At 63.2% G+C, this 22,206-nt stretch carries 20 protein-coding genes and 1 pseudogene; 14 read left to right on the forward strand and 7 right to left on the reverse strand.

Features of this window, described 5'->3' with window-relative positions:
- The first annotated feature begins 93 nt into the window (after nt 1-93).
- Both AABE10_RS14925 and AABE10_RS14930 read left to right on the forward strand, forming a co-directional pair.
- Entirely contained in the window at nt 94-375 is a 282-nt protein-coding gene (locus AABE10_RS14925; RefSeq protein WP_342934048.1) for a hypothetical protein, read from the forward strand.
- A gap of 375 nt (nt 376-750) precedes the next feature.
- Nucleotides 751-2,217 carry an HDOD domain-containing protein gene (locus AABE10_RS14930; protein WP_342934049.1) on the forward strand — a complete coding sequence of 489 codons (1,467 nt, stop codon included), beginning with the start codon at nt 751-753 and terminating at the stop codon, nt 2,215-2,217.
- Between the two features lie 114 nt (nt 2,218-2,331).
- Here AABE10_RS14930 and AABE10_RS14935 read toward each other — a convergent pair whose 3' ends face one another.
- A complete protein-coding gene (locus AABE10_RS14935; RefSeq protein ID WP_342934050.1) occupies nt 2,332-3,015 on the reverse strand; it encodes an HAD family phosphatase in 684 nt (227 codons plus the stop codon).
- A gap of 107 nt (nt 3,016-3,122) precedes the next feature.
- Entirely contained in the window at nt 3,123-4,289 is a 1,167-nt protein-coding gene (locus tag AABE10_RS14940; protein ID WP_342934051.1) for a porin, read from the reverse strand.
- 836 nt (nt 4,290-5,125) lie between these two features.
- Here AABE10_RS14940 and AABE10_RS14945 point away from each other — a divergent pair.
- The 3 genes from AABE10_RS14945 to AABE10_RS14955 all read left to right on the forward strand — a co-directional run bounded on the left by AABE10_RS14945 (nt 5,126) and on the right by AABE10_RS14955 (nt 8,169).
- The gene (locus tag AABE10_RS14945; protein WP_342934052.1) at nt 5,126-6,859 is read left to right on the forward strand and encodes a PQQ-dependent dehydrogenase, methanol/ethanol family; all 1,734 of its coding nucleotides are present in this window, start codon (nt 5,126-5,128) and stop codon (nt 6,857-6,859) included.
- A gap of 86 nt (nt 6,860-6,945) precedes the next feature.
- The gene (locus AABE10_RS14950) at nt 6,946-7,488 is read left to right on the forward strand and encodes a c-type cytochrome (protein ID WP_342934053.1); all 543 of its coding nucleotides are present in this window, start codon (nt 6,946-6,948) and stop codon (nt 7,486-7,488) included.
- A gap of 15 nt (nt 7,489-7,503) precedes the next feature.
- Complete coding sequence (locus AABE10_RS14955) at nt 7,504-8,169, forward strand: ankyrin repeat domain-containing protein (protein ID WP_342934054.1); 666 nt, start codon at nt 7,504-7,506, stop codon at nt 8,167-8,169.
- Nucleotides 8,170-8,211: 42 nt separating this feature from the next.
- On the opposite strand, the gene AABE10_RS14960 is transcribed toward AABE10_RS14955, so the two are convergent.
- Nucleotides 8,212-8,814, reverse strand: a complete 603-nt coding sequence (locus AABE10_RS14960; protein WP_342934055.1) for a TetR/AcrR family transcriptional regulator — start codon at nt 8,812-8,814, stop codon at nt 8,212-8,214.
- A gap of 87 nt (nt 8,815-8,901) precedes the next feature.
- On the opposite strand from AABE10_RS14960, the gene AABE10_RS14965 reads away from it, so the two are divergent.
- Entirely contained in the window at nt 8,902-9,630 is a 729-nt protein-coding gene (locus tag AABE10_RS14965; RefSeq protein WP_342934056.1) for a hypothetical protein, read from the forward strand.
- Between the two features lie 19 nt (nt 9,631-9,649).
- Here AABE10_RS14965 and AABE10_RS14970 read toward each other — a convergent pair whose 3' ends face one another.
- Complete coding sequence (locus AABE10_RS14970) at nt 9,650-10,585, reverse strand: histone deacetylase family protein (RefSeq protein WP_342934057.1); 936 nt, start codon at nt 10,583-10,585, stop codon at nt 9,650-9,652.
- Nucleotides 10,586-10,929: 344 nt separating this feature from the next.
- On the opposite strand from AABE10_RS14970, the gene AABE10_RS14975 reads away from it, so the two are divergent.
- The 4 genes and pseudogenes from AABE10_RS14975 to AABE10_RS14990 form a co-directional block, all read left to right on the forward strand.
- Complete coding sequence (locus tag AABE10_RS14975; RefSeq protein WP_342934058.1) at nt 10,930-11,364, forward strand: YeeE/YedE family protein; 435 nt, start codon at nt 10,930-10,932, stop codon at nt 11,362-11,364.
- 1 nt (nt 11,365) lies between these two features.
- Nucleotides 11,366-11,797, forward strand: coding sequence for a YeeE/YedE family protein (locus AABE10_RS14980; protein WP_342934059.1), 432 nt, complete (start codon nt 11,366-11,368; stop codon nt 11,795-11,797).
- Nucleotides 11,798-11,922: 125 nt separating this feature from the next.
- On the forward strand, nt 11,923-13,734 hold the full coding sequence (locus tag AABE10_RS14985) for a SulP family inorganic anion transporter (RefSeq protein WP_342934060.1): 1,812 nt from the start codon (nt 11,923-11,925) through the stop codon (nt 13,732-13,734).
- A gap of 345 nt (nt 13,735-14,079) precedes the next feature.
- Nucleotides 14,080-14,253: pseudogene (locus AABE10_RS14990) on the forward strand (cytochrome o ubiquinol oxidase subunit IV); the annotation flags it as partial.
- Nucleotides 14,254-14,348: 95 nt separating this feature from the next.
- On the opposite strand, the gene AABE10_RS14995 reads toward AABE10_RS14990, so the two are convergent.
- Together AABE10_RS14995 and AABE10_RS15000 are read right to left on the reverse strand one after the other, a co-directional pair.
- On the reverse strand, nt 14,349-14,768 hold the full coding sequence (locus tag AABE10_RS14995; RefSeq protein ID WP_342934061.1) for a DUF934 domain-containing protein: 420 nt from the start codon (nt 14,766-14,768) through the stop codon (nt 14,349-14,351).
- Nucleotides 14,765-16,555, reverse strand: a complete 1,791-nt coding sequence (locus tag AABE10_RS15000) for a nitrite/sulfite reductase (protein WP_342934424.1) — start codon at nt 16,553-16,555, stop codon at nt 14,765-14,767. Before AABE10_RS15000 ends, AABE10_RS14995 begins: the two co-directional genes overlap by 4 nt.
- 273 nt (nt 16,556-16,828) lie before the next feature.
- Between AABE10_RS15000 and AABE10_RS15005 the strand changes: the two genes are divergently transcribed.
- Nucleotides 16,829-17,161, forward strand: coding sequence for a DUF2322 family protein (locus AABE10_RS15005; protein WP_342934062.1), 333 nt, complete (start codon nt 16,829-16,831; stop codon nt 17,159-17,161).
- Between the two features lie 31 nt (nt 17,162-17,192).
- On the opposite strand, the gene AABE10_RS15010 is transcribed toward AABE10_RS15005, so the two are convergent.
- A complete protein-coding gene (locus tag AABE10_RS15010; RefSeq protein WP_342934063.1) occupies nt 17,193-18,677 on the reverse strand; it encodes an HD domain-containing phosphohydrolase in 1,485 nt (494 codons plus the stop codon).
- Between the two features lie 147 nt (nt 18,678-18,824).
- On the opposite strand from AABE10_RS15010, the gene AABE10_RS15015 reads away from it, so the two are divergent.
- From AABE10_RS15015 to AABE10_RS15025, 3 genes are all read left to right on the forward strand, one after another.
- Complete coding sequence (locus AABE10_RS15015; protein ID WP_342934064.1) at nt 18,825-19,604, forward strand: alpha/beta hydrolase; 780 nt, start codon at nt 18,825-18,827, stop codon at nt 19,602-19,604.
- Nucleotides 19,605-19,917: 313 nt separating this feature from the next.
- A complete protein-coding gene (locus AABE10_RS15020) occupies nt 19,918-20,916 on the forward strand; it encodes a 2-keto-3-deoxygluconate permease (protein WP_342934065.1) in 999 nt (332 codons plus the stop codon).
- A complete protein-coding gene (locus AABE10_RS15025) occupies nt 20,913-22,181 on the forward strand; it encodes a four-carbon acid sugar kinase family protein (protein WP_342934066.1) in 1,269 nt (422 codons plus the stop codon). The genes AABE10_RS15020 and AABE10_RS15025 overlap by 4 nt, the downstream gene beginning before the upstream one ends.
- Nucleotides 22,182-22,206 lie beyond the last annotated feature (25 nt).

The raw sequence follows: 22,206 nt of genomic DNA on the forward strand, positions 1-22,206 counted from the left end.
GGCATCGTGGGCGCGGCTGCGCAGCCCCGCTGTCGCCGAGGACAGTCGAGCGCGGCCCGTCTGACGGCATACGGGGTAACGAGCGGGGGCTCGATGACGACCATGAAAGCGGAAAGCGCGACAGATGTCGCGGCAAGACAGTCGGCCAGCCAGGCGGACGCGGAACTGGATCATCTCGAACGGATGGTGCAGTACATCGTTCGCCGCACGGAAGCGGACGACACGTCCCGGCTCGACTACGAATACTGGGGCAAGCGCCTGCGCGCGCTGACGCAGACGCACGATCTGGTGGCGACTCAACGACAGCGCATCATCGGCTTGCTCGATCTGCTCGAGCGCGAAATGCTGTACCGGTCGCGCCAGACGGCGGCCTGAGCGCATCTCCGTCGCCGGACAAGGTCGACCGCGCCGCATCAACAGAGCCGGTGCTGCCCCGGCGCGCGAGCACCTTTTCATCTCCTCTCGCCTCGTTTCACCGCGTCGTCACACTGCGGCACGAGTGCGTCATCGCTCATGATGCGGGTGCAGTGGCCGCCCGACGAGTACATCGGGTACGTCGGCGTATCGCCTGATCCTGTCAACACGCTTGCGAAAGGCGTGCGTGCAACTGTCAAATGATGCGAAATCGCGTCACAAATCGGCGACTTGCGGTTTTTCGCGGCTACGCGGCGCGATGACGGACGGCGGGTTGTGTTTTAATCACGCCTGCCGCTGCTGTGTTCAACGTATCCGATTTCCAGCCTCCATCCGATGTCTGCTGTCGTCAAATCCGAATTGCTCGAAAAATTGTGGGTCCGCATGAGCGAGCGCGGCGATTTCCCGCTGCTGTCGCAGGCGCTGCGCTCGACCGTTTCGGCGATGAGCGACGACGACCTCGACTTCACGTCGCTCGTGCAGGTCGTGCTCTCGGACGTCGGTCTCACGCAAAAGGTACTGCGCCTCGCCAATTCGGCGATGTACGTCGCGTTCGGCGGCAACATCACGACCGTGACCCGCGCGCTGATGGTGCTCGGCATGGATACCGTCGGACATCTCGTCGTCGGGATGAAGATCGTCGATCACTTTCATCAAAGCGTGCCGCACCGGATCGACGCAAAGCTCGAACTGAACCGCGCGCTGCTGTGCGGAACGGTCGCGCGGTGCATCACCGAGGGCGTCGATCTGCGCATCGCCGAAGAGGCCGTCGTCTGCACGCTGATGCGGCAGATCGGCAGGCTGCTGGTCGCGTTCTATCTGGAGGGCAAGTGGGAGCAGGTGCGCCGCACGGCCGAAAGCGAACGTATCGACGACAGCGAAGCGTGCGTGCGCCAACTGGGCGTGAGCTTCGAGGACATCGGCGCCGAGGCCGCGCGCCGCTGGCGGCTGCCCGAGACGATCTTCGCCGGCATGCAGTCGCTCGGCGCGCCGTCAGATGAGCCTGCGTCGGATCACGTGCGCTGGCTGCGGGCCGTCAACAGCTATTCGACGGAAGCGGCCAACGCGCTTGCGGCCCATCAGGCGGGCGACGGTCTGGAAGCCTTGCTCGCCGAGCTTGCCGTTCGCTATAGCGACGAGCTGAAGGTCGATGCGCCGAGGCTCGAAGCGCTGACTGCCGCGTTGATCGACGAAGAGAGCAACGAGGGCCTGATGCAGGAAATCGCCGAGTTGCGCGCACACGCCGACGCGATCGTGAGCACCGGCAACTCCGCGCATGCGCGCCTGAGCGCGGGTCTCGAGGACCTGCGCGCGCTGCCGTCCAGCAAGACGCTCGCGCCCGTGCTGACGCTCGCTTCCGAAGCGGTTCTCGCCGGACTCTCGCTGTCGCGCACGCTCGTGTTCGTGCGCCAGGCCGACGCGCGGTATCACGCGTGCATCGGCTTCGGGCCAGACATGGAACGCATGCTGCCGACGCTGAATTTCGGCGCGGGCTTCCAGCCCGACGTGTTTCATCTTGCGATCGCGAACCCGGTAGGCATCTTCATCGAAAACGCGCGCGAACCGCGGATGGAGGCGCGCTTGCCGGACTGGTTCAAGGCGCATCTCGCCGACGCCCGGGCGTTCGTGCTGCTGCCCGTGAAGGCGAAGGACACGACGGTGGCGCTTCTTTACGGCGACTGGACCCAGACGCAGTCCCTGCACAAGATCACGCAATCGGAAATGGCGATTCTCAACGAGCTGACACGCGAGTTGAGCCGGTTCTTTTCGGGCGCCAACCTCGAAGCCGTCGACATGCTTTGATCGCGCTGGCCGCGAATGCGCACGAATACGCGTGAGTGACGGTTTGCGAATGCAAGGGCCTCGCATCCTTTTGCCGACACACGCACCCCGGCGTGCGATGAGCCGTTAGCGCGATCAGCGGGCCCAGCCAGCGAGCAAGGCCGGCAACTGCGCCATGTCTTCGAACACACCGGCGACACCGGCCGCACGCAGCGCTTCCTTGGAGCTATGGCCTTTCTCGCCTGGGCTATAGCCGAACACGGTCGCGCCCGCCGCGCGGCCTGCCGTGGCGCCCGTCACCGTGTCTTCGATCACCGCGCAGCGCGACGGATCGACACCCAGACCTGCCGCCGCCGCGAGATACACGTCCGGATGCGGCTTGTTGCGCGGCGTTTCGTGGCCGCTGAAGATGCGCCCTTCGAAGTGATCGAGCACGCCGATTTTCGCCAGTTGCAGGCGCACCTTGTAGCGATCGGCGCCCGATGCGACGGCGATGCGTCCGTCGAGCCGCGCGTGCAGCGCGCCGACCGTTGCTGCGATGCCGTCGATCGCCGTTACATCGCGTTCCAGCGCGGCGTTGCGCCGTGCGCGGAACGACTCGATCCATGCCGCCGTGATCCTGACGCCCGTTTTCGCTTCGATCAGCGGCGCTTCGTCCATGACCGTCTTGCCGATGAAGATCGCCATCGCTTCGTCGAGGCTCAGATGCCAGCCGAGTTCGCCGAGCATCGTTGCCAGCACGGCGGTGGTAATCGTCTCCGAGTCGACGAGCACGCCGTCGCAGTCGAATAGCACGGCATCAAACGGAAAAGCAGGCATCGTTGTCCCTTGTGGATCGCTCAAAACCCGCAAGCGTACCGCGAGTCGGGACAGTCTGCTCCAAAAGCGGCCGCGCGCCGCGCGAGCGCTGCGGCCGCGTCGAACGATCAGAACTTGTGGCGCAGGCCGATGCGCGTCACCAACTGCGTATTCGCGCCCGCATTGCCGATGAACGACGACGACGAGCCGATCTCCGCCTGCACGGGCACGTTGCGGCCCGCAACGGTATTGCTGCCCGACGCCTTCTGATAGATCGCGAGCACGTAGACATCGGTGCGCTTGGACAGCGCGTAGTCGACGGCGCCGTTGAACTGGTGCCACTTGCCTTCGTAGCGGTCGTCGAGCTTTGAGAACGTATAGCCGAGCCCTGCCGAGAGCGCCGGTGTGAACGCGTACCGGCCGCCGATTTCATAGTTGTTCAGCTTCGACGATGCGCCTGTGAGCGGCTCGAACTTCGTGTGCGTCCAGTTTGCCCACACGAGGGCCGCGGCGATCCTATAGCGCGCGCCGACGCCGAACGTCTCTAGATCGCGCAGTCCGCCCGTGTTGATGTTCGCGATGCTCACGCTGAACGCAGGCGTCGCGCCGTTCGGATAGCGGATATTCGTGTACGCCGCGCCGATGCCGAACGGTCCCTGCGCGTAGTTGGCGCCGAAGCTGTACGCGCTCGACGAGCCTTGCGTGGTCGTCGTGCCCACGGTCGTGGTCGGCGTGCCGGCGAACAGCGTCGAGTTCGAGAAGCCGTACATCGCGCCGAACGTCAGACCCGCGAAGTTCGCGCTGCTGAATTTGACCGAGTTGTTGACGCGGCTGGAGGTCAGCTGGTCGAGATCGTTGATGTGGTACGCGTAGTTGCCGGCAGGCGTCTGGCTGCCCATCGTGTAGTTGCCGCCGATGTACTCTGTCGAGAACGTGTACTGGCGACCGAACGACAGCGCGCCGATGCTGTTCTTCGATACCCCGACGAACGCTTGCCGGCCGAACAGCGCGCCGCCCTGTCCCGATGTGCCGTCGCCGCTGCTGAAGCCGCTTTCCAGTACGAATAGCGCCTTCAGTCCGCCGCCCAGGTCTTCCGTGCCGCGCAGGCCCCAGCGGCTGCCCGAAGCGACGCCGTCGCCATATTTGACGACGCTGTCGTGTCCCGTCGAAGTCGCGACCTTGTTCGCGTACGTGATACCCGCATCGATCAGTCCGTACAGCGTGACGCTGCTTTGCGCGTGCGCTGCCGTGACGAAACACCCGAGGGCCGCGACGGCCAGGAGGGTCTTCTTCATTCTTCTTCCTTTGTTGTGGACGCACGCGTCTTGACTGACGAAACGCGCGTGACGTCGGTGATGAAAAATGTGCTGCCGCCTTGTTTGCTTTATCCGCATCGATCACATCAAGCGCCTGCACCGGATCGAAAAATCGGGCCGCGCAAGAGCCTCATGCGCGCGCACGATGGTTCATCTCGATGCCTGTGTGTTGCTGCTGGAGCGGCGCGCCGTGAGACCGCTGCTGGTGCTGCCGGCGCTGCGCGTCGTGCGGATGCCGAAGCGCGGACAATGACGACGCATTGCTCCATCGATGCAGCCAGGAAGAGGTTTTCCGGCTTTCGTGGAGCGGAGGGATGAATAGAGCGCCGAAGCGATTCGGGGATCTGCCCGTATGGCTATAGCGAGGCGAATATATTGGTTCGTCAGCAAGCAGTAAACGTTTACGAGCGTGCTGTAGTCTTTTGTCCACACGGCTCGCAATGGCCTATCAAAGAACGGCTACCTGTGCCGCAGCAATTGCCTGCGCGCGCATTCAGTCGGAATCCTCATATGTGAATCGAGGTTCTATTGCGGCGCAACGAAGCGCAAGTTTCATATGCGCCCTGGTAAATCCGCATCGCTTGACATAGGCTTAATAGAGCCGGCCTCCGGGGCGAAAAAAGCGTCGCGGTTCTCCCCGATTTTGCGCAGCCGACCGTTCCGACGAAGCAATCAACGCTTTTAATTTTTAAGCTTTTGTTGTTTGAGAAAGGTTGCGCGATTGTGCCTGGTCCGTGCACGCCGTTTCAGGTGTGGAAGAACGACGCATTCCAGCGCCCGCCATTCCCAAGCAATAAAAAGCGGAGGAGACGCTCATGCCCACATCCCCCCGGTACTTCGCCGTCTTCGTTCCCTTGCTTGTCGCGGCTCTTGCGCCCGTTGCGTCGCTTGGCGCAGACGAAGTGCAGAATGCTGCGACCACGACGTCGGCGCCCGTGCCTTCGACGTTGCAGCCCGTCGACCAGGCGCAGCTCGACGGCGCGGCCAGCAATTCGTCCGACTGGCTGCATTCGAACGGATCGTATGCGCAGACACGCTTCTATCCCGGCACGCAGATCAACAAGTCGAATGTGTCGAAGCTGAGGCCCGTCTTCATCTTCCAGACGGCCGTCAACGAGTCGATGGAAACGGCACCGATCGTGAAGAACGGCGTCATGTTCATCACGACATCGTTCAATCATGTGTATGCGCTCGATGCCGTCACGGGCAAGGAATTCTGGCACTACAAGCACAAGATGGGTTCCGTGACGACATTCTGTTGCGGGCCCAACAATCGCGGCGTGGCGATTTCCGGTGACAGGCTCTACATGGGTACGCTCGATTCCAAGCTGGTCGCGCTCGACGCGAAGACGGGCAACGTGCTGTGGCAAAGCCAGATCGCCGATCCCGATCAGGGCTATTCGGAAACGATGGCGCCCGTCGTCGTCGACGGCAAGGTGCTGATCGGCACGAATGGCGGCGAATACGGCATTCGTGGTTTCGTGAAGGCGTTCGATGCGAACTCCGGTCAATTGCTGTGGACGTTCTACACGATCCCCGACAAGGGACAGGAAGGCGTATGGGCGACGAAGGACGCAACGGGACGCGACGAGCATCGCGATATCGACGCGGAGAAAAAGCAGCTCGCGGACAAGGGCGGCGACTTCTACAAGACGCTCGGTGGCGGCGTGTGGATGGCGCCTGCCGTCGACCGCAAGACACATACGGTGTTCTTCGTCGTCGGCAATCCGTCGCCTGACCTGTATGGCGCGATCCGGCCGGGAGACAACCTGTACACGGATTCGCTCGTCGCGATCGATCTGGAAACGGGCCAGTACAAATGGCACTTCCAGTACGTGCCGCACGACGTGTGGGACCTCGACGCCGTCAGTTCGCCGATCCTGATCGACGTGCGCGATACCAACGGCAAGATGATTCCGGGCGTGATCCACGCGGGCAAGACGGGGCACGTGTATGTGCACGATCGCGCGACGGGACGCCTGATCCGTTATTCGCAGGCGATGATTCCACAGGAGAACATGTGGACGCTGCCGACGCCGCAGGGCGCGCGGATGCTGCCGGGCGCGAACGGTGGCGTCGAATGGTCGCCGATGGCGTTCGATCCGCAAACGCGTCTGGCGTACGCCGCCAACCTGCATCAGCCGATGACGTACCAGGTCGAAGAAACGCCCTATCCGGGCGGCAGCAAGCTGTGGCTTGGCGGTGCGTTCAAGGTGATTCCGTCCGAAGAGCAATGGGGCAAGCTGTCGGCCGTCAACGTCGACACGGGCAAGGTCGTGTGGGACTTCAAGACGGCGCAACCGTTGATCGGCGGCGTGCTCGCGACAGCGGGCGGTCTTGTGTTCAACGGAGAGGGCAACGGCCTGTTCCGCGCTTTCGATGCATCGACGGGCAAGAAGCTGTGGGAGTTCCAGTGCGGAGCGGGCGTGAATGCGCCAGCCGTGTCGTATAGCGTGCACGGCAAGCAGTACGTTGCCGTCGCGGCGGGCGGCAATACGCAACTCGACTACAAGCGCGGCAACACCGTGCTTGTCTTCGCGCTGCCGTGATGAGGGGCGCGCGGAAGGTTCCATTCGCGCAGCGCGCCGGCTGCCTGGCGCGTCGCGCGTGCGCGGCCCTGTTGTGCGCAAGCGGCATGCTGTGGCCTTTCGCCTATGCGCATGCTGATGCCGAAGCCGGCAAGACGAAGGCGCAAACGTGCGTGGCGTGTCATGGGCCGATGGGCAATTCGACTGATCCGCAATATCCCGTTCTCGCGGGGCAGACTGCGCGATATATGTATCTGCAACTGAAGGACTTCAAGGAAGGACGCCGCAAGGACCCGCGCATGTCGCCGATGGCGGCGAACCTGTCGCGCGACGACATGCAGGATCTCGCCGACTATTTCGCCGCGCAAAAGCCCGCGCCGATAGCGTTCAAGGCGGACGGCGCGGCCGTTGCGGCAGGGCAGAAGAAGTCGGCCGAAGAGCTCTGCACGATGTGCCATCTCGGCGGCTTCTCCGGACAGAACGAGATACCGCGCGTCGCGGGTCAGCAGTATCAGTACATCGTCAAGCAGTTGCAGGACTTTCGCTCGCACACCCGCACCAATGACGCGGGCAATATGGCGAGCGTCACGCGCAATCTGACCGACGACGATATCCGTAACCTCGCCAGTTACATTGCGAATCTCCAGTAGCGCCAGGGAGGCGAAATGAGACAGACGGTCGGATATGTTGCACGTGCATTGCTTGTGTCGTGCGCGCTTGCATCGGCGTTGCCGTTGCCGGCGCTCGCTGAGGACCAGGGCGAAACGAATCGCCAGTTGCTTGCCGCTGCAAAAGACGGCGATCGCGCGAGCGTCGATGCGGCGCTCGCACGCGGCGCATCCGTGGATGCGGAAAACCGCATCGGCGACACGGCGCTGATCACTGCGTGCAAGAGGGGCGACGCCGCCACCGCGCGCACGTTGATCGAACATGGCGCGAACGTGAAGCATGCCGACGCGCCGGGTATCACGGCTTTGATGGCGGCCGCGTATGGCGGTTACGAAGAGATCGTTGCGTTGCTGCTCGCGCACGGCGCCGATCCGATGGCGACGGACCGCGTCGGCAAGACCGCGATGGAATACGCAGCCGGCCAGGGACAGACGCAGGTCGTGAAGCAGTTGCTCGACGCCGGCATCGACGTCAACAGGCAGTACAAGAACGAACTCACCGCGTTGATGTGGGCCGCAGGCTACGACCGCGCCGACACCGTAAAGCTGCTGCTCGCGCGCGGCGCGAATGCATCGCTAAAAGACAATCGCGGAATGACGGCAATGGACATCGCCGCGCAGACAAAGTCGAACCAGGTCGCGGGCCTGTTGTCCGTGCACTAGTCGTTGCGCAACCGTCGTGTCGCCAGCGGCGCTCGACGGTTCCTAACCAGCGCCCTTATCCGCTTTCAACGCGCCTCGCACGAAGCCGCGCACGGCGGCCAGAATCTTTCGCGCTTCAGCGGGGTCTTCCGTAGCGCGCGCCAGAACCATCCCACCGATCATCGCCGCCAACGCGCCCGTCGCCTCACGCGATCGCTCGCTGCGCTGGTCCGCGCGACTATGCTGCCCGAGCCAGCGCAAATAGGCCCGCACGTTGTCGCTACACGCGATACGCGCGAGGTCGTCGGCGCGCGCAAGCTCCGTGCCGCACGCAGCGAGCACGCAGCCCCGGTCGGGATGCTCGCAATGGATGTTGCTGAGATAGGCGTCGGCAATATCGGCCAATGCGGGTGTCTGCCCATCCTTCGCGGTGGTTGCCGTTCTGTCGAGCCAGGCGAGCGTTTCGTCCGTCGCGTGGGAAAGGGCCTCAGCGATGAGCGCTTCCTTCGATTGGAAATGCGCGTAGAAGCCGCCATGCGTCAAGCCGACGCTCTTCATGATGGCTGCCACGCTGACGCCGTCCGGTCCGTGTTCGCGAATTGCGCGCGCGGCGGCTTCGACAATCCGGCGTCGCGTCGCCTGTTTATGATCTTCACTCCACGGCATGAATGCCTCCCTGTTCTTCGGGTTGACAAAATATGATGAGCGACATATTTTATCAAAATGATGGTCGTCATATTGTAGGAGACTGCGATGATCGACGTGATAGGTGCGGTCGTGCTGGGGACGGTGTCAGCACTCGTGGTATTTGTCTACCTGCATTTTTCTGCTTGGAACGTCAGACAGCGCGCCGTTGCGGGCAGCGCGTTCGGCGCATGGTTCGCACTGGTCGTGGCATGCGGCGCGACGGGCGTGCTGGGTGCCTCGCGTGGAATGGGCCCGGCGGGATTGGGCATCGCGGTCATCGTGCCATTCGCAGTGCTCTCATACCTGAGCATGCGGCAAGGCGCGTTGCGCGATGCGCTCGGCGCGATTCCTTTGCCGGTGCTGATCGGCGTGCATGCAATGCGATTGCTGGGCGTATTGTTCGTCTTGCTCTTTTGGGAGGGCAGGTTGCCCGCACCGTTCGCACCTGCGGCGGGATGGGGAGATATGGCGATCGGCGCGTTGGCATTGCCAGTCGCTTATATGGCCGCGACCCAAGCACCGGCGTGGCGCGTTGCCACACTGGTCTGGAGCGCGCTCGGACTGTTCGATCTGGCGGACGCGATCTTTTTGGGCGCGGCTTCATCGTCGGGCATTCCCTTTGGTTTTGCCGACGGGGGCACGAGCAGCGATCTGATGACGACGTTGCCGTGGATTCTCATTCCGTGCTTCAACGTCCCGTTGCTCGCGCACCTGCATATTCTGATTTTTCAACGGCTGCTGCGCTCGCAAAGCACGAGTGGACACGGACAGCCCATTGCGCGCCATCCGGTATGAGTCGAATCCTCGATGCGCGTTACAGGCCCAGCAGCGCGCGCACATGCTCGCGCGTGCCGCCCGCGAGCCCTTCTGTGCTGTACCCGCCTTCGAGTATCGACACGATGCGCCCATTGCATGTTCCGTCGGCAATGCGCGTCAGTTCGCGGGTGATCCAGTGAAAGTCGCCATCGTCGAGACGTAACGCCGCAAGCGGATCTAACCGATGCGCGTCGAAACCGGCGGAGATGATGATCAGCTCGGGCTCGAAATGGCGTATGGCTGGTAGCATCCCGGCTTCGATGCGCGTGCGAAACAATGCGGAATCACAACCTGGCGGCAGCGGCACATTGACTATGTTGTTGCTCACGCCCGTTTCGGCAGCCGCGCCCGTGCCCGGATAAAGCGGCGATTGATGGCTCGATGCATAGAAGAGTTCGGGCCGGTTGTAGAACGCGGCCTGCGTGCCATTGCCGTGATGAACGTCGAAATCGACAACCGCGACGCGCTCCAGCTTGTGCACGTCATAAGCGTATGCGGCCGCGATTGCAGCCTGATTGAAGATGCAAAAACCCATTGCTCTCGATGGTTCTGCGTGATGTCCGCAAGGACGCGTCGCGCAGAACACGTTGCGGGCTTCTCCGCCGAGCACGGCATCGACGCCCGCACATGCCGCGCCCACGCAACGCATCACGGCTTCCCAAGAGCCCGGCGACATGACGGTATCGCCGCCATCCAGTGGCATGTAGCTCTGTGTCGGCGCGATGTCCGCAACCTCGTCGATGAAGTTCCGCTCGTGGATGAGCTGCACCTGTTCGAGCGTGCCCATCGGCGCGTCGCGCCATTCGAGCGCGGCGAACTCGGGCGCGCGCAAGATGTTCAGCACCGTCTTCAGACGTTCCGGCGACTCCGGATGATGCGGCCCCGGTTGATGGTTCAGGCAGGCAGAATGCGTATAGACGAGGGTCGAAGGCATAGGTGCTGATGCCCTGCAGAGCGGGCATCGTCTCCTTGTGATTGGCGTTTTCGCGTGGACAAAGGTGGCGTTTCGAGTCTCGCCGGCTCGTTATGGCTCGCTAAGGGTTCGCTAAGTGTAAGGTCGCGTCTGTCGCGCGAAACAATAAAAGAAAGTTTGGCAGGCTATAGGCTTTCGTTTATGGCGCAAGACCGATACGTGCGCCGGAGCATTCAACGACACAGCAAAAGCGAAAACGCGTCGCGACGCCGCAAGCATCTTCCATTCGCGGCGCACACAGGAAACAATTGCATCCGTAGCCGTGCCCTATAACGGTTTTATGCGAATGCAAATCAGGAGGTGTCGTGTCGATTGATGTGCAGAGCTTCACTCCATTCTTTTCTCTTGCGGGCGGTATCGTCATCGGTGTCGCCGCCGCCGTGCTGGTGCTATTCAACGGACGAATCGCCGGTATTAGCGGCATTCTGGGCGGCCTGCTGCGCGCCTCGCGCGACGATTCCGGCTGGCGCGCGGCGTTCATCGCGGGACTCATCGGCGCGCCCATTCTGGCGAGCGCGTTCGGCCGGCCGCTATCGCCCGATATCCAGGCAGGATGGGGTGAAATCATCGTCGCCGGTTTTCTCGTGGGTGTCGGCACGCGCTACGCGAGTGGCTGCACGAGCGGTCATGGCGTGTGCGGCATTTCGCGCGGATCGATTCGCTCGCTAGCGGCGACGGCGACGTTCATGGCGGCGGGCTTCGTGACGGTGTTCGTGCTGCGGCATCTGGTGGGAGGCTGAGTTGAACGTGCTGACTGCGTTAGTGGCCGGGCTGCTGTTCGGTGTCGGCCTGATAGTCTCGGGCATGGCCAATCCGGCAAAAGTACTCGGCTTTCTCGACATTGCAGGGCGATGGGACCCGTCGCTTGCATTCGTGATGATCGGTGCAATCGGTGTCGCGTCGGCTGCATTTCTGCTCGCGAAACGCCGCTCGAAATCGCTGCTCGGGCTGCCGATGCAAATTCCCGCTAGCACTAGCGTAACGGCAAGGCTCATTTTCGGAAGCGCGTTCTTTGGCGTGGGCTGGGGCATCGCGGGGTTCTGTCCGGGGCCGGCACTGGTCGCGCTCGGCGCCGGATATCCGAAAGCCTTGGGTTTCGTCGTCGCGATGCTGGGCGGAATGGCCGTATTCGAACTGATCGAGCGATTGCAACGCCGCCGGCAGCATGCGTGAACGCGTTTTTGTGAGCTTCGACGAAACTAAAGAGTGAGTGCGCTCGCTTTATTCCCGTCCATTTCGCGCGGCTCCGTCTATAAAGTTAACGCGAGACCCCGCAAATCTGACTCAAGAGGTACGCGATGAGTCGCATGACCAGCAATTCGGACGGCGCCGCGATCGCTTCGCTCAATCGATTGCTGCGGCGCATGCCGGGCATTGCGACGCTGCGGTCTTATCAGCGCGCCTGGTTTTCGCACGACGTCGTTGCGGGCCTGGTGCTCACGACAGTGCTCGTCCCTGCGGGATTGGGCTACGCTGAGGCGGCGCGCCTGCCCGCAATTTCGGGGCTGTATGCAACCGTAGCGGGAATTGCCGCGTATGCACTGTTCGGACCGAGCCGCATTCTCGTGCTCGGTCCCGACTCGGCATTGGCCGCGCTGATCGCTTCGATCGTGTTGCCACTGGCGGGCGCGCACACCGAGCGCCTGCTGGTGCTGGCCAGCATGCTCGCGATTCTGTCGGGCGTGTTTTGCATTGCCGTGGGCGTATGCCGTCTCGGCTTTGTCACGGATCTGCTCTCCAGGCCGATTCGTCAGGGCTATCTGAACGGCGTCGCGCTCACCGTCATCATCAGCCAGGCGCCAAAGCTGCTGGGCTTCGATGTCGAGGGCAGCAACCTGCTGCAAGACGCCGCCGGTCTCGTTCGTGGCGTGCTTAACGGGCAGGTGAACGGCGTGACCTGCTTGATCGGCGTTGCGTGCCTGCTGGTGATTTTCGGATTCAAGCGCTGGCTGCCGGTTGTCCCGGGGATACTCGTCGCCGTCGTCGGCGCGACATTGGCCGTCGCGCTTTTCGATCTTGACCGGCACGCGGGTGTGGCCGTCGTCGGCAATGTTCCGCAAGGGTTGCCGCTGCCGTCGGTTCCGCTGGTCTCGCTCGATGAAATCGTGGCGTTACTGCCTGGCGCGATCGCGATCGCGCTGATTTCGCTCGCGGATATCGCGGTGCTTTCGCGTGTGTTCGCCGAACGCCACCACGAAAGCGTCGACCGTGATCAGGAACTGGTCGCGCTCGGTGCGGCGAATATCGTCACGGGGCTTTTTCAGGGCTTTCCCGTGACGAGCAGCGCGTCGCGAACGCCTGTCGCCGAGTCGGCGGGCGCGAAGACGCAATTCACGGGCATCGTCGCGGCGCTGTGCGTGTCTGCGTTGCTGATCTTTGCGCCGACGCTGTTGCGCACGCTGCCCGCAGCCGCGCTCGGCGCAGTGGTCGTCGCCGCGGGTCTCGCGCTTTTCGAGGTGCGCGATGTGATTCGTCTGCGTCGATTGCGTCGAAGCGAATTCGTGCAATCGATCGCATGCTTTGCGGGCGTCGCGCTGATCGGTCCCATCCAAGGCATCTTCATCGCCGTGGGACTCGCGTTGATGGCATTCGTGTGGCGCGCGTGGCGCCCTTACGATGCCGTGCTCGGACGCGTGGATGGACGCAAGGGCTATCACGATATTTCGCGGCATCCTGAAGCGCGAACGATTCCGGGGCTTGTGCTCTTTCGTTGGGACGCGCCTTTGTTTTTCGCCAATGCGGAGATCTTTCGCGAGCATGTGCAGCGCGCGATTGCATCGGCCGTTACGCCTGCCCAATGGGTCGTGGTTGCGGCAGAGCCGATTACCGACATCGACATCACCGCCGCAGAAGTACTCGCCGACTTGCATGCGCGCTTGCGCGAACGACAAATCGAACTCTGCTTTGCGGAGATGAAAGGCCCCGTCAAGGATATGCTGCGGCAGTACGATCTGTTCGACAGATTGGGCGGCGAGTACTTCTTTCCCACGCTTGGCGTAGCCGTGGATAAGTATCTGGCGCATCACGACGTCGAGTGGCATGACTGGGACGACGATGGCGCAGAGCCCAGGCAAGGAACGGCAGACGATAAAAAAACCTCCGCGCCATAAGGGGCAGAGGTTTAGTGCCTGCCACGCTCGATATGTTACATAGCTGCAAGCTCTGCGGGTTGAAGGTCGTGGGCCGCGGGCACTCGCGCAGTGATCCCGGCGCGCTTCGAACGATAAAAGGAGTAAGGAAGTGTTCGGAGCAGCGTTGAACGGATTATTCGCGTGCGCCGGACTTCCGTACAGAAGCAGTTTACTTCTATTCGATCGCAGCAGTTCTTTCTGACGCTATATCAGCAGCCGATCACCGGCAGTCGGCTTGCGTTCCAGCCGTGCAACGAGCTTTCTCAATGCCGAAGTCAATTCGTTGCGCAGCGTGCACCCGCCAAGCGAAATCGTGCAGTGAAGTACTTTCTGCATCTCGGTTCAGCCGCCGATGAGCGCGCGAATACGGCGATCTTCGTCTGTACCGCGTTGGCGATTGTCATCATCGTCGCCGGTTCGCTGTGGGTCATTCACAACGCGGACATCAATATGATGCCGACGCAGATCACGATCGTGCGCGCGCTTGCGCATGACTGACGTGTGAAGCGCGAGTAAAAAGAAAAAAGCCGCGATGCGTAGACGCGCATCGCGGCAATTTGCATTCACAGACTGCGCTGGTGCGCGCCGGATCGTCAGCCGTCCGCTTTCGCTTCCTGCTCGTGGCGTCGGAACGGCGCATCGCGAACCACATCGCCCTGATAAAAAGACGCGAAACGATCGAGTTGCCTTTGCGCGTCGCCCGAATCGATACCTTCGCCGAGCACCGCGCTCGAAAAACCCGTTCGCTCCATCTGCATCAGTTGATCGGCAAGTACTTCACCCGTTGCGCGCAGGTCTCCGTTGAAGCCGAGCCGTCGCCGGATCAGATACGCCTGGCTATATGCTCTGCCGTCCGTGAAGCTCGGGAAGTGAAGGTCGACGCGCTGCGCTTGCGCAATCGCGTCGCGGTGATCGAGTGGATCGGCGTCGTTATCGAGCGCGGCGATGCGATCGGTGGCATCCGCGAGGTGCGTCGCCGCGTCGAGAAGCCTGATGCGTGTGTTGCCGTTCATGCGGGAAGCTCCATCGGTGTGCGCGCCGCGTTTGCGGCAGCCTTGAACGGATCGAGGCCCACGCGCCGCACGGTTTCGATGAAAGTCTCGCGGCGCAGGCCGTCCGCGCGCCTGTGTTCGACGTAGGTGCGCAGCACCGCTTCGATCACGTCGGGTACTTCATGCGCTGAAAACGATGGGCCGATCACTTTGCCCGGCTGCGCATTGCCGCTTGCGTGCGATCCATCGGACCCGCCCAGCGTGACCTGATACCACTCGGCGCCATCCTTGTCGACGCCGAGTATGCCGATATGTCCGCTATGGTGATGCCCGCACGAATTGATGCAGCCGCTGATGTGCAAATCCACTTCGCCGATGTCTTCGAGTTCGTCGAGGTCCTGGTAGCGCTCCGTGATCGCCTCTGCGACGGGCAGCGAGCGCGCGTTGGCGAGCGCGCAGAAGTCGCCGCCGGGGCACGCGATCATGTCGGTGAGCAGATGCACGTTCGCGCTCGCGAGACCCACGCTGAGTGCGGCTTTCCACAACGCAAGCAGATCGTCTTCATGCACCCACGGCAGCACGATGTTTTGCGTGTGCGTTACGCGCGCCTCTCCCGCCGAATACTGGTCCACGAGATCCGCGACGCGATCGAGCTGATCCGCCGATGCATCGCCCGGTGCCTGTAGCAGACGCTTGAACGACAACGTGACGATCCTCAGCGACGGATTCTTGTGAAGCGCGACATTGCGCTCCAGCCAGCGCGCGAATTGCGGATTCTGCCGGGCAGTGTCGTGCATCTGCTCGCGCGCATTTGCGTCCGGCGTCTCATGCGGCGCGGAAACAGAAGGCGGCACGAAATACGCGCTGACGCGATCCAGTTCCTCCTGTGGAATCGTATGCGGTCCACCGTCATGCTCGACGATCTGGCGGAACTCGTCTTCCACTTCGTCGATGTACTTCTGGCCTTCCGCCTTCACGAGAATCTTGATGCGCGCCTTGTACTTGTTGTCGCGCCGTCCGTACCGGTTGTAGACGCGCACGACGGCCTCGATGTAATTCATGATGTGCTGCCACGGCAAAAATTCGCGCAGCACCGTGCCGATGACGGGCGTGCGTCCCATGCCGCCGCCCACCATCACGCGAAAGCCCAGTTCGCCATGTTCGTTGTAGCGAAGGCGAAGCCCGACGTCATGCCAGTCCGTCGCCGCGCGGTCGTCGCTTGCGCCCGTGATCGCGATCTTGAATTTGCGCGGCAGAAAAGCGAACTCGGGATGCAGCGTCGTCCATTGGCGCATGATTTCCGCGAAAGGGCGCGGGTCTGCGATTTCATCGGGCGCGACGCCCGCGCGTTCGTCGCAGGAGATGTTGCGGATGCAGTTGCCGCTCGTCTGGATGCCGTGCATGTTGACGGTCGCGAGCAGGTCCATCACATCGGCCGCTTTCGCGAGCGGAATCCAGTTGAACTGTACATTGGTGCGCGTCGTGAAGTGCGCATGACGCGTTGGGAGACGCACTGTGCCGAGCTTGCGCTGCGCGTCGAGCGCGCGTCGATAGACGTCTTCTTCCGGCGCGTCGTATTCGCGCGCGACACGCGCAAGTACGCGAATCTGTGCGCTCGACAGTTCGCCATAAGGAACGGCTACGCGCAGCATCGGCGCGTGCCGCTGCACATACCAGCCGTTTTGCAGGCGTAATGGACGGAATGCGTCTTCGCTCAACCGGCCGTCCTGCCAGCGTTCGATCTGATCGCGGAACTGCGCGGCGCGATTCAGCAGGAAGGACTTGTCAAACTCGTTGTACTGATACATGGCTGATGTCGAGGGCATGTGCTTCGCGCGCCGCCATCCGGCGATGCGGAACACTACTGTCCCAATGTGAAATGTGCTTTCAAATCTACTGGCCGAAGCTATGGCGGGCAAGACGCAGATGACGCGAAATCGATAGCAGCAGATGAGAAAAACTGCGTGTGCGTTATGTCATGACTTCTGTGCAGACGATTCGCGTGTCGAAGCGATCGAATAAAAGCGATCGGATAAAATGCGGGCCCACACGTTATTTTCCGAACCGACGGAGCGTATTCAGTGATTCAACCGAGCAACGTATTCAAGGACAACCTCGCACAACTGCCGGGCATCGACGGTATCGAGCGTATCGACCTCGTCGACGGCAAGGGCGCCATCGTGGCAAGCATCGAGAACAAGCCGGGCAAACAGGGCTCGCTGGCGGTCTATCACTATCTGCGTCAAGCGTTCGGCGCGCTCGATGCGAAGGCCGCGGAACACGGCCTTGCCGTATTTGCCGAGCACACCGCCGATGCGCGCAATCGACCGGGCGCGCATCCTAACGTCGACCGCCTGCTGGAAATCGCGGCGGGTGGCGAAGCGCTGCGTATCGACGTGATTGCGGCGGCGTAAGCGTCGCTCGTTTAAAAGGGACCGGGGCGCGTCAGATCAGTCCGAGCGCCAACGCCTTCAACGTAGCCGCTGCGCGCGTCGAGCACTCCAGCTTGCGAAAGACGCTTTCGGCATGCGTGCGCACCGTGCTCGGACTCAACGCGAGTTCGCGCGCCGCTTCCTTGTTGCTCGCGCCGCGCGAGATTTCACGCAATACGTCGACCTCTCGCGCGGACAGCCGCGCCGACTGCGCGCGCGGATTCACGACCCGGCGCTGCGACGGACGTGTGTCGATCAATGCATCGACGACATCGCGATCGAAATGTCCCTGAGCCGCTTCGTCGCGCAACAGCTTCGCGGCTTCGCCGGCGGATAGCGCATCGCGCCACGGACGCGCCGCCCGCAATGCCACCCACGCGGCCGAGGTCGCGAGCACTCGCGCTTCGAACGACAGCGCGCTACCTGACGCGCCACGAAAATAGCCCGAGCCGTCGATGCGCTCGTATGCATACGAGCCCAGTTCGGCAGCATCGGCGAGCGCGCCCGTCTGCTTGCCCGCGCGCGATGTCCAGTACGGCACGAGGCGCACTTTTTCCCACGCCGCCTGCGATAGGCGCGCGGGGGCGTTCCAGATGGGGTTCGGCACGGCCGCGCGTCCCATGCCGTGAATCAGCCCTGCGCAATAGAGACGGTTCTGCGCGTTCGCATCGAGCGCGAAACGGGCGGCGCACGCGGCAGCCGTCGCGGCGACGCCGCGCGAATAGCCAACCATCCACGGCAGCTTGAGATCGACGATGTCGGCGATCAGTTCGATCGGCGTGACTTCGTTCATGCGAGGCGTCAACAGCGCGTCGTCGATCGACGATGCGTCCGCGCGTTCGAGTTCGTCGAGCCATTGCGCCGCATGTTCGATCGCGACCTTCGCGAGATGATCCGGATAGCGCGAGCCGGCGCGATGGCCGATCAACGATTGTGCGCGTTCGATCCCGTAGATCCGCGTGAAGATTTCCAGCTCGCCCGCAAGCGCGACGACGAACACGGTTTCCGGCACAGCGCTGCCACGCAGACCATCGGGCGTGCCGCTGCCGTCCCACGCTTCGAACACATGCCGCAGCGTCGCTTCCGTACCGCCTTCGAGCCCGAGCATCCGCGCCGCTTCGCCCGACACCTCGCAGTGAATGCGCGCGAGGGGCGTGATGACGGAGCCGATGTTGTCCTGCATCTCGGGCGGGCCGGCCCAGTCCGGCTTGAGCGCAAGCATCGCTTCGCGGCTCGACACGTCGTCGCCGAGCGCTTCGGCGAAACCCGACGCGTTCGCCGTGCAACCGGACCAGCGCAGCAGCGACGCTTCGCGCGCGGCCATGATGTCCGCTTCGCCGAGTCCTGCCGCGTGGGCCAACCGCAGCGCGAGCCATGCGGTGCGGACGGAATGATCGGTCGGCTGGCCCATGCTCAGGTCGCCGATGAAGGCGAGCGCCTTGACGGCATCGAATACGCGAACGGCGGGGCCGCCGGAAGTGCACGTCGATGTCTGCATGGTCCACGGTTCAGGTTGCTCTGTCGCGCCTACTATACCCGCGGCGCGAAACCCGAGCGACGCAAGGTCGGTCATTTGACCGATACCCGTTGTCGCGGCCTTCGGCGATGCTTCGATCCGTGTTGACCACTTGAAGGAGTATCGAAGATGAATTCGCTGATCAGGAAGTGCCTCGCCGCGGTGATGCTGATGGGAGGCCTGTTGTCGTTGCAGGCGTCGCACGCGGCGCAGCCGCAAGATCTGAAGGGCAAGAACGTGGTGCTGGTGCACGGCGCGTTCGCGGACGGTTCGAGCTGGGAGAAGGTGATCCCGTTGCTCGAAGCGCGCGGCCTGCACGTCGTCGCGGTGCAGAATCCGTTGAGCTCGCTCGCCGACGATGCCGCCGCGACGAAGCGCGCGATCGACGCGCAGCAAGGTCCCGTGGTGCTGGTCGGGCATTCGTGGGGCGGCGTCGTGATCAGCCAGGCGGGCAACGACGACAAGGTGAAGGCGCTCGTCTACGTCGCCGCCTTCGCGCCCGACAGCGGGCAGTCGCTCAACGACGTGATCAAGGGCAAGCCCGCTCCCGCATGGGCGAGCGAGCTGCAAAAGGACTCGGGCAACTTCCTGAGGCTGTCGTCGAAAGCAATCGACGACGATTTCGCGCAGGACCTGAACGCAGCCGAAAAACGCGTCGTGGCCGCGACGCAAGGCCCGTGGTTCGCCGGATGCTCGGACGACAAAGTGACCGACGCGGCATGGCGCAACAAGCCTTCGTACTTCGTCGTCGCGAGCCAGGACCGCATGATCGATCCGCGCTTGCAGGACGCGATGGCTGGGCAGATGAAGGCGCACGTGACGCACGTCAACGCGAGCCATGTCGCGATGCTGAGCCAGCCGCAAGCGGTGGCGGACGCGATCATCGCCGCGGCGAGCAAGGCGCAGTGATGCGATTGCGTTAACGTCCGCGATTACGGAGCACGCGGTCGCTCCGACGACCCATACCGTTGAGTAGAGACAGGCGGCCCTGATGACGGGCCGCCTGTCTTTTCGCATTTTCGCCGCAATCCCGCTACTTCGAGCGCGCTCACACCTTCTTCCGCCACCACTCAAAATGATCGATTCGCTCAAATTGATTGACCGATTTGCGCAATCAGCCAGATCGGACTACACTGCAAACTGATCGTTTTGATCTAATGGTGAGTGTTTCAATCAAAATCGCGGCTTGGACGCGACAAATAAAGCCAGGAAGGAGACTCGCATGGTTCAGATTCCCATCAAGCGCTCGATCGAGCGCGTCCCCGGCGGCATGATGATCGTGCCGTTGCTCATCGGCTCGCTGGTGGCGACGTTCATGCCGGGCATGCCGAAATTCTTCGGTTCGTTCACCAGTGCGCTGTTTACGGGCGCGTTGCCGATTCTCGCCGTGTTCTACGTCTGCATGGGCGCGGGCATCGACGTCAAGGCCACGCCGTATCTGATGAAAAAGGGCGGCGCGCTGCTGGTCACGAAGGTGGGCGCGGCGGTGATCGTCGGCGTGATTCTGGGGCATATCATCGGCGAGCAGCCGGTTTCGGCGGGGCTCTTCGCGGGCATCTCGACGCTCGCGGTCGTCGCCGCGATGAACGACACGAACGGTGGCCTGTACATGGCGCTGATGGGTCAATACGGCCGCTCGGAAGACGTCGGCGCCTATACGCTGATGTCGCTCGAATCGGGCCCGTTCCTGACGATGGTGACGCTGGGCGTCGCGGGTCTGTCGGCGTTCCCGTGGCAGACGCTGGTCGGCAGCATTCTGCCGCTTGCGCTCGGCATGCTGCTCGGCAATCTGGATCGCGACATGCGCGACTTCCTCGCAAAGGCCGTGCCCGTGATGATCCCGTTCTTTGCGCTCGCGCTCGGCGCCGGTCTCGATCTGCACAAGGTGTGGCAAGCTGGACTGCTGGGTATCGGTCTCGGTATCGCCGTCGTGATCGTAACGGGCATTCCGCTGTATTTCGCCGACCGTCTGACGGGCGGCACGGGCGTCGCCGGAGTGGCGGCGGCCAATACGGCGGGCAATGCGGCTGCCGTGCCGGCGCTCGTCGCCGCGGCGAACCCCGTGTACAACGAAGCCGCGAAGAGCGCGACCTTGCTGGTTGCCGCGTGCGTCGTCGTGACGGCGATCCTGTCGCCGATCCTCACCTCGACGATTGCGAAGCGCTACCAGCAGCGCAACGAACGCGCACGCACGGAGAATCGCCAAGGGCTGGCACGATGAAGATCTTGATCATTGCGGACGACCTGTCGGGTGCCGCGGACTGCGCGATCGGATTCGCGAGCGCCGGCCATCGGACGGTCGTCACGCTCGACGCGCAGCGCACGCAGGCACATGATGGCGCGGACACGATCGCCGTCGATACCGACACGCGTCGTCTCGCGCCACGCGACGCGGCGGCGCGCACGTCGGCCGCCTATGCGGAAATGAGCGCGCGCGACCAGCGCCTCTACAAGAAAATCGACTCGACATTGCGCGGCAACTGGGCCGCCGAAGTCGCGGGTCTGCAAGCGCTCGCGGGCATGGCGATCGTCGCGCCCGCGTTTCCCGCGACGGGGCGCACGGTGCGCGACGGCTGCGTCTACGTGTACGGCGAACCGCTCGAAGAGACGGCCACGTGGAAGCTCGAACACGCGGGACTGCCCGCCGATATCGCCACGCAACTCGAAGCGGCCGGTCTGAGTACGGACCGGCTCGACGCCGAAGCGTTGCGCGACGAACCGGAGACGCTTGCCGTGCGCATCGGCGCGATGGCCGCGAACGGCGTGCAGGCGCTGATCGTCGATACGCAGAGCGAGCAGTCGCTGCGCGCGCTCGCCCAGTCGACACTGCACAGCGATGCGCCGTTCTTCTGGGTCGGCTCGGGCGGTCTCGCGCGCGAGATCGCCGCGCTGAATCCGCGTAACGGCGCAGCCGGCCGCAAGCCGGACGTTGCGCCGTTTCCCGGCGGGCCGATCCTGATTCTCGTCGGCAGCCTGTCGGCTGTCAGCGAGCGTCAGTGCGCGATGCTGCGCGAACGTGGCGGCGTCGAAGAACTGGTCGTGCCGCCCGCCGTGTTGCGAGAAGGCCAGAGCCATCGCGACTGGCGCGCGTTGCAGGAGCAGATTGGCGTGTCGTTGCAGGCGGGCGTCGATCTGCTGCTGCGAATCGGCCGCGACGATGCATTCGATCCCGCCGAAGGCGCGCGACTTTCGACGGCGCTCGCGGCGCTCGTCGAGCCGCACTTCACGAAGACGGGCGGCGTGATCGCGACGGGCGGCGAGACGGCGCGCGCGATGCTCACGGCCGCGCGTATCGGCAGTCTGCAATTGCTGGCCGAAGTCGAAGCGGGCGTCGCCGTCGGCCGGCCGCTTGGCGCCGCGCTTACGCATTGCCCCGGCGTCGTGACGAAGGCGGGTGCATTCGGCACCGATCACGCGTTGTACGCCGCATGGCTGACGCTGCGCAACGAAACCGAACCGACCGAACCGGACGTCGTCCCGCATTGACGTCCGTGCATGAACCAGAATCAAA

The sequence above is a fragment of the Paraburkholderia diazotrophica genome, assembly GCF_038900755.1.
GTDB lineage: Bacteria > Pseudomonadota > Gammaproteobacteria > Burkholderiales > Burkholderiaceae > Paraburkholderia > Paraburkholderia diazotrophica_A.

Coding starts and splice junctions, on each gene's coding strand:
- AABE10_RS14945 (WP_342934052.1), top strand. CDS start 5,126: ATGCCCACATCCCCCCGGTACTTCGCCGTCTTCGTTCCCTTGCTTGTC.
- AABE10_RS14940 (WP_342934051.1), bottom strand. CDS start 4,289: ATGAAGAAGACCCTCCTGGCCGTCGCGGCCCTCGGGTGTTTCGTCACG.
- AABE10_RS14965 (WP_342934056.1), top strand. CDS start 8,902: ATGATCGACGTGATAGGTGCGGTCGTGCTGGGGACGGTGTCAGCACTC.
- AABE10_RS14930 (WP_342934049.1), top strand. CDS start 751: ATGTCTGCTGTCGTCAAATCCGAATTGCTCGAAAAATTGTGGGTCCGC.
- AABE10_RS14925 (WP_342934048.1), top strand. CDS start 94: ATGACGACCATGAAAGCGGAAAGCGCGACAGATGTCGCGGCAAGACAG.
- AABE10_RS14935 (WP_342934050.1), bottom strand. CDS start 3,015: ATGCCTGCTTTTCCGTTTGATGCCGTGCTATTCGACTGCGACGGCGTG.
- AABE10_RS15010 (WP_342934063.1), bottom strand. CDS start 18,677: ATGCAGACATCGACGTGCACTTCCGGCGGCCCCGCCGTTCGCGTATTC.
- AABE10_RS15025 (WP_342934066.1), top strand. CDS start 20,913: ATGAAGATCTTGATCATTGCGGACGACCTGTCGGGTGCCGCGGACTGC.
- AABE10_RS14985 (WP_342934060.1), top strand. CDS start 11,923: ATGAGTCGCATGACCAGCAATTCGGACGGCGCCGCGATCGCTTCGCTC.
- AABE10_RS15015 (WP_342934064.1), top strand. CDS start 18,825: ATGAATTCGCTGATCAGGAAGTGCCTCGCCGCGGTGATGCTGATGGGA.
- AABE10_RS14995 (WP_342934061.1), bottom strand. CDS start 14,768: ATGAACGGCAACACACGCATCAGGCTTCTCGACGCGGCGACGCACCTC.
- AABE10_RS14970 (WP_342934057.1), bottom strand. CDS start 10,585: ATGCCTTCGACCCTCGTCTATACGCATTCTGCCTGCCTGAACCATCAA.
- AABE10_RS15020 (WP_342934065.1), top strand. CDS start 19,918: ATGGTTCAGATTCCCATCAAGCGCTCGATCGAGCGCGTCCCCGGCGGC.
- AABE10_RS14955 (WP_342934054.1), top strand. CDS start 7,504: ATGAGACAGACGGTCGGATATGTTGCACGTGCATTGCTTGTGTCGTGC.
- AABE10_RS15000 (WP_342934424.1), bottom strand. CDS start 16,555: ATGTATCAGTACAACGAGTTTGACAAGTCCTTCCTGCTGAATCGCGCC.
- AABE10_RS14950 (WP_342934053.1), top strand. CDS start 6,946: ATGCTGTGGCCTTTCGCCTATGCGCATGCTGATGCCGAAGCCGGCAAG.
- AABE10_RS14960 (WP_342934055.1), bottom strand. CDS start 8,814: ATGCCGTGGAGTGAAGATCATAAACAGGCGACGCGACGCCGGATTGTC.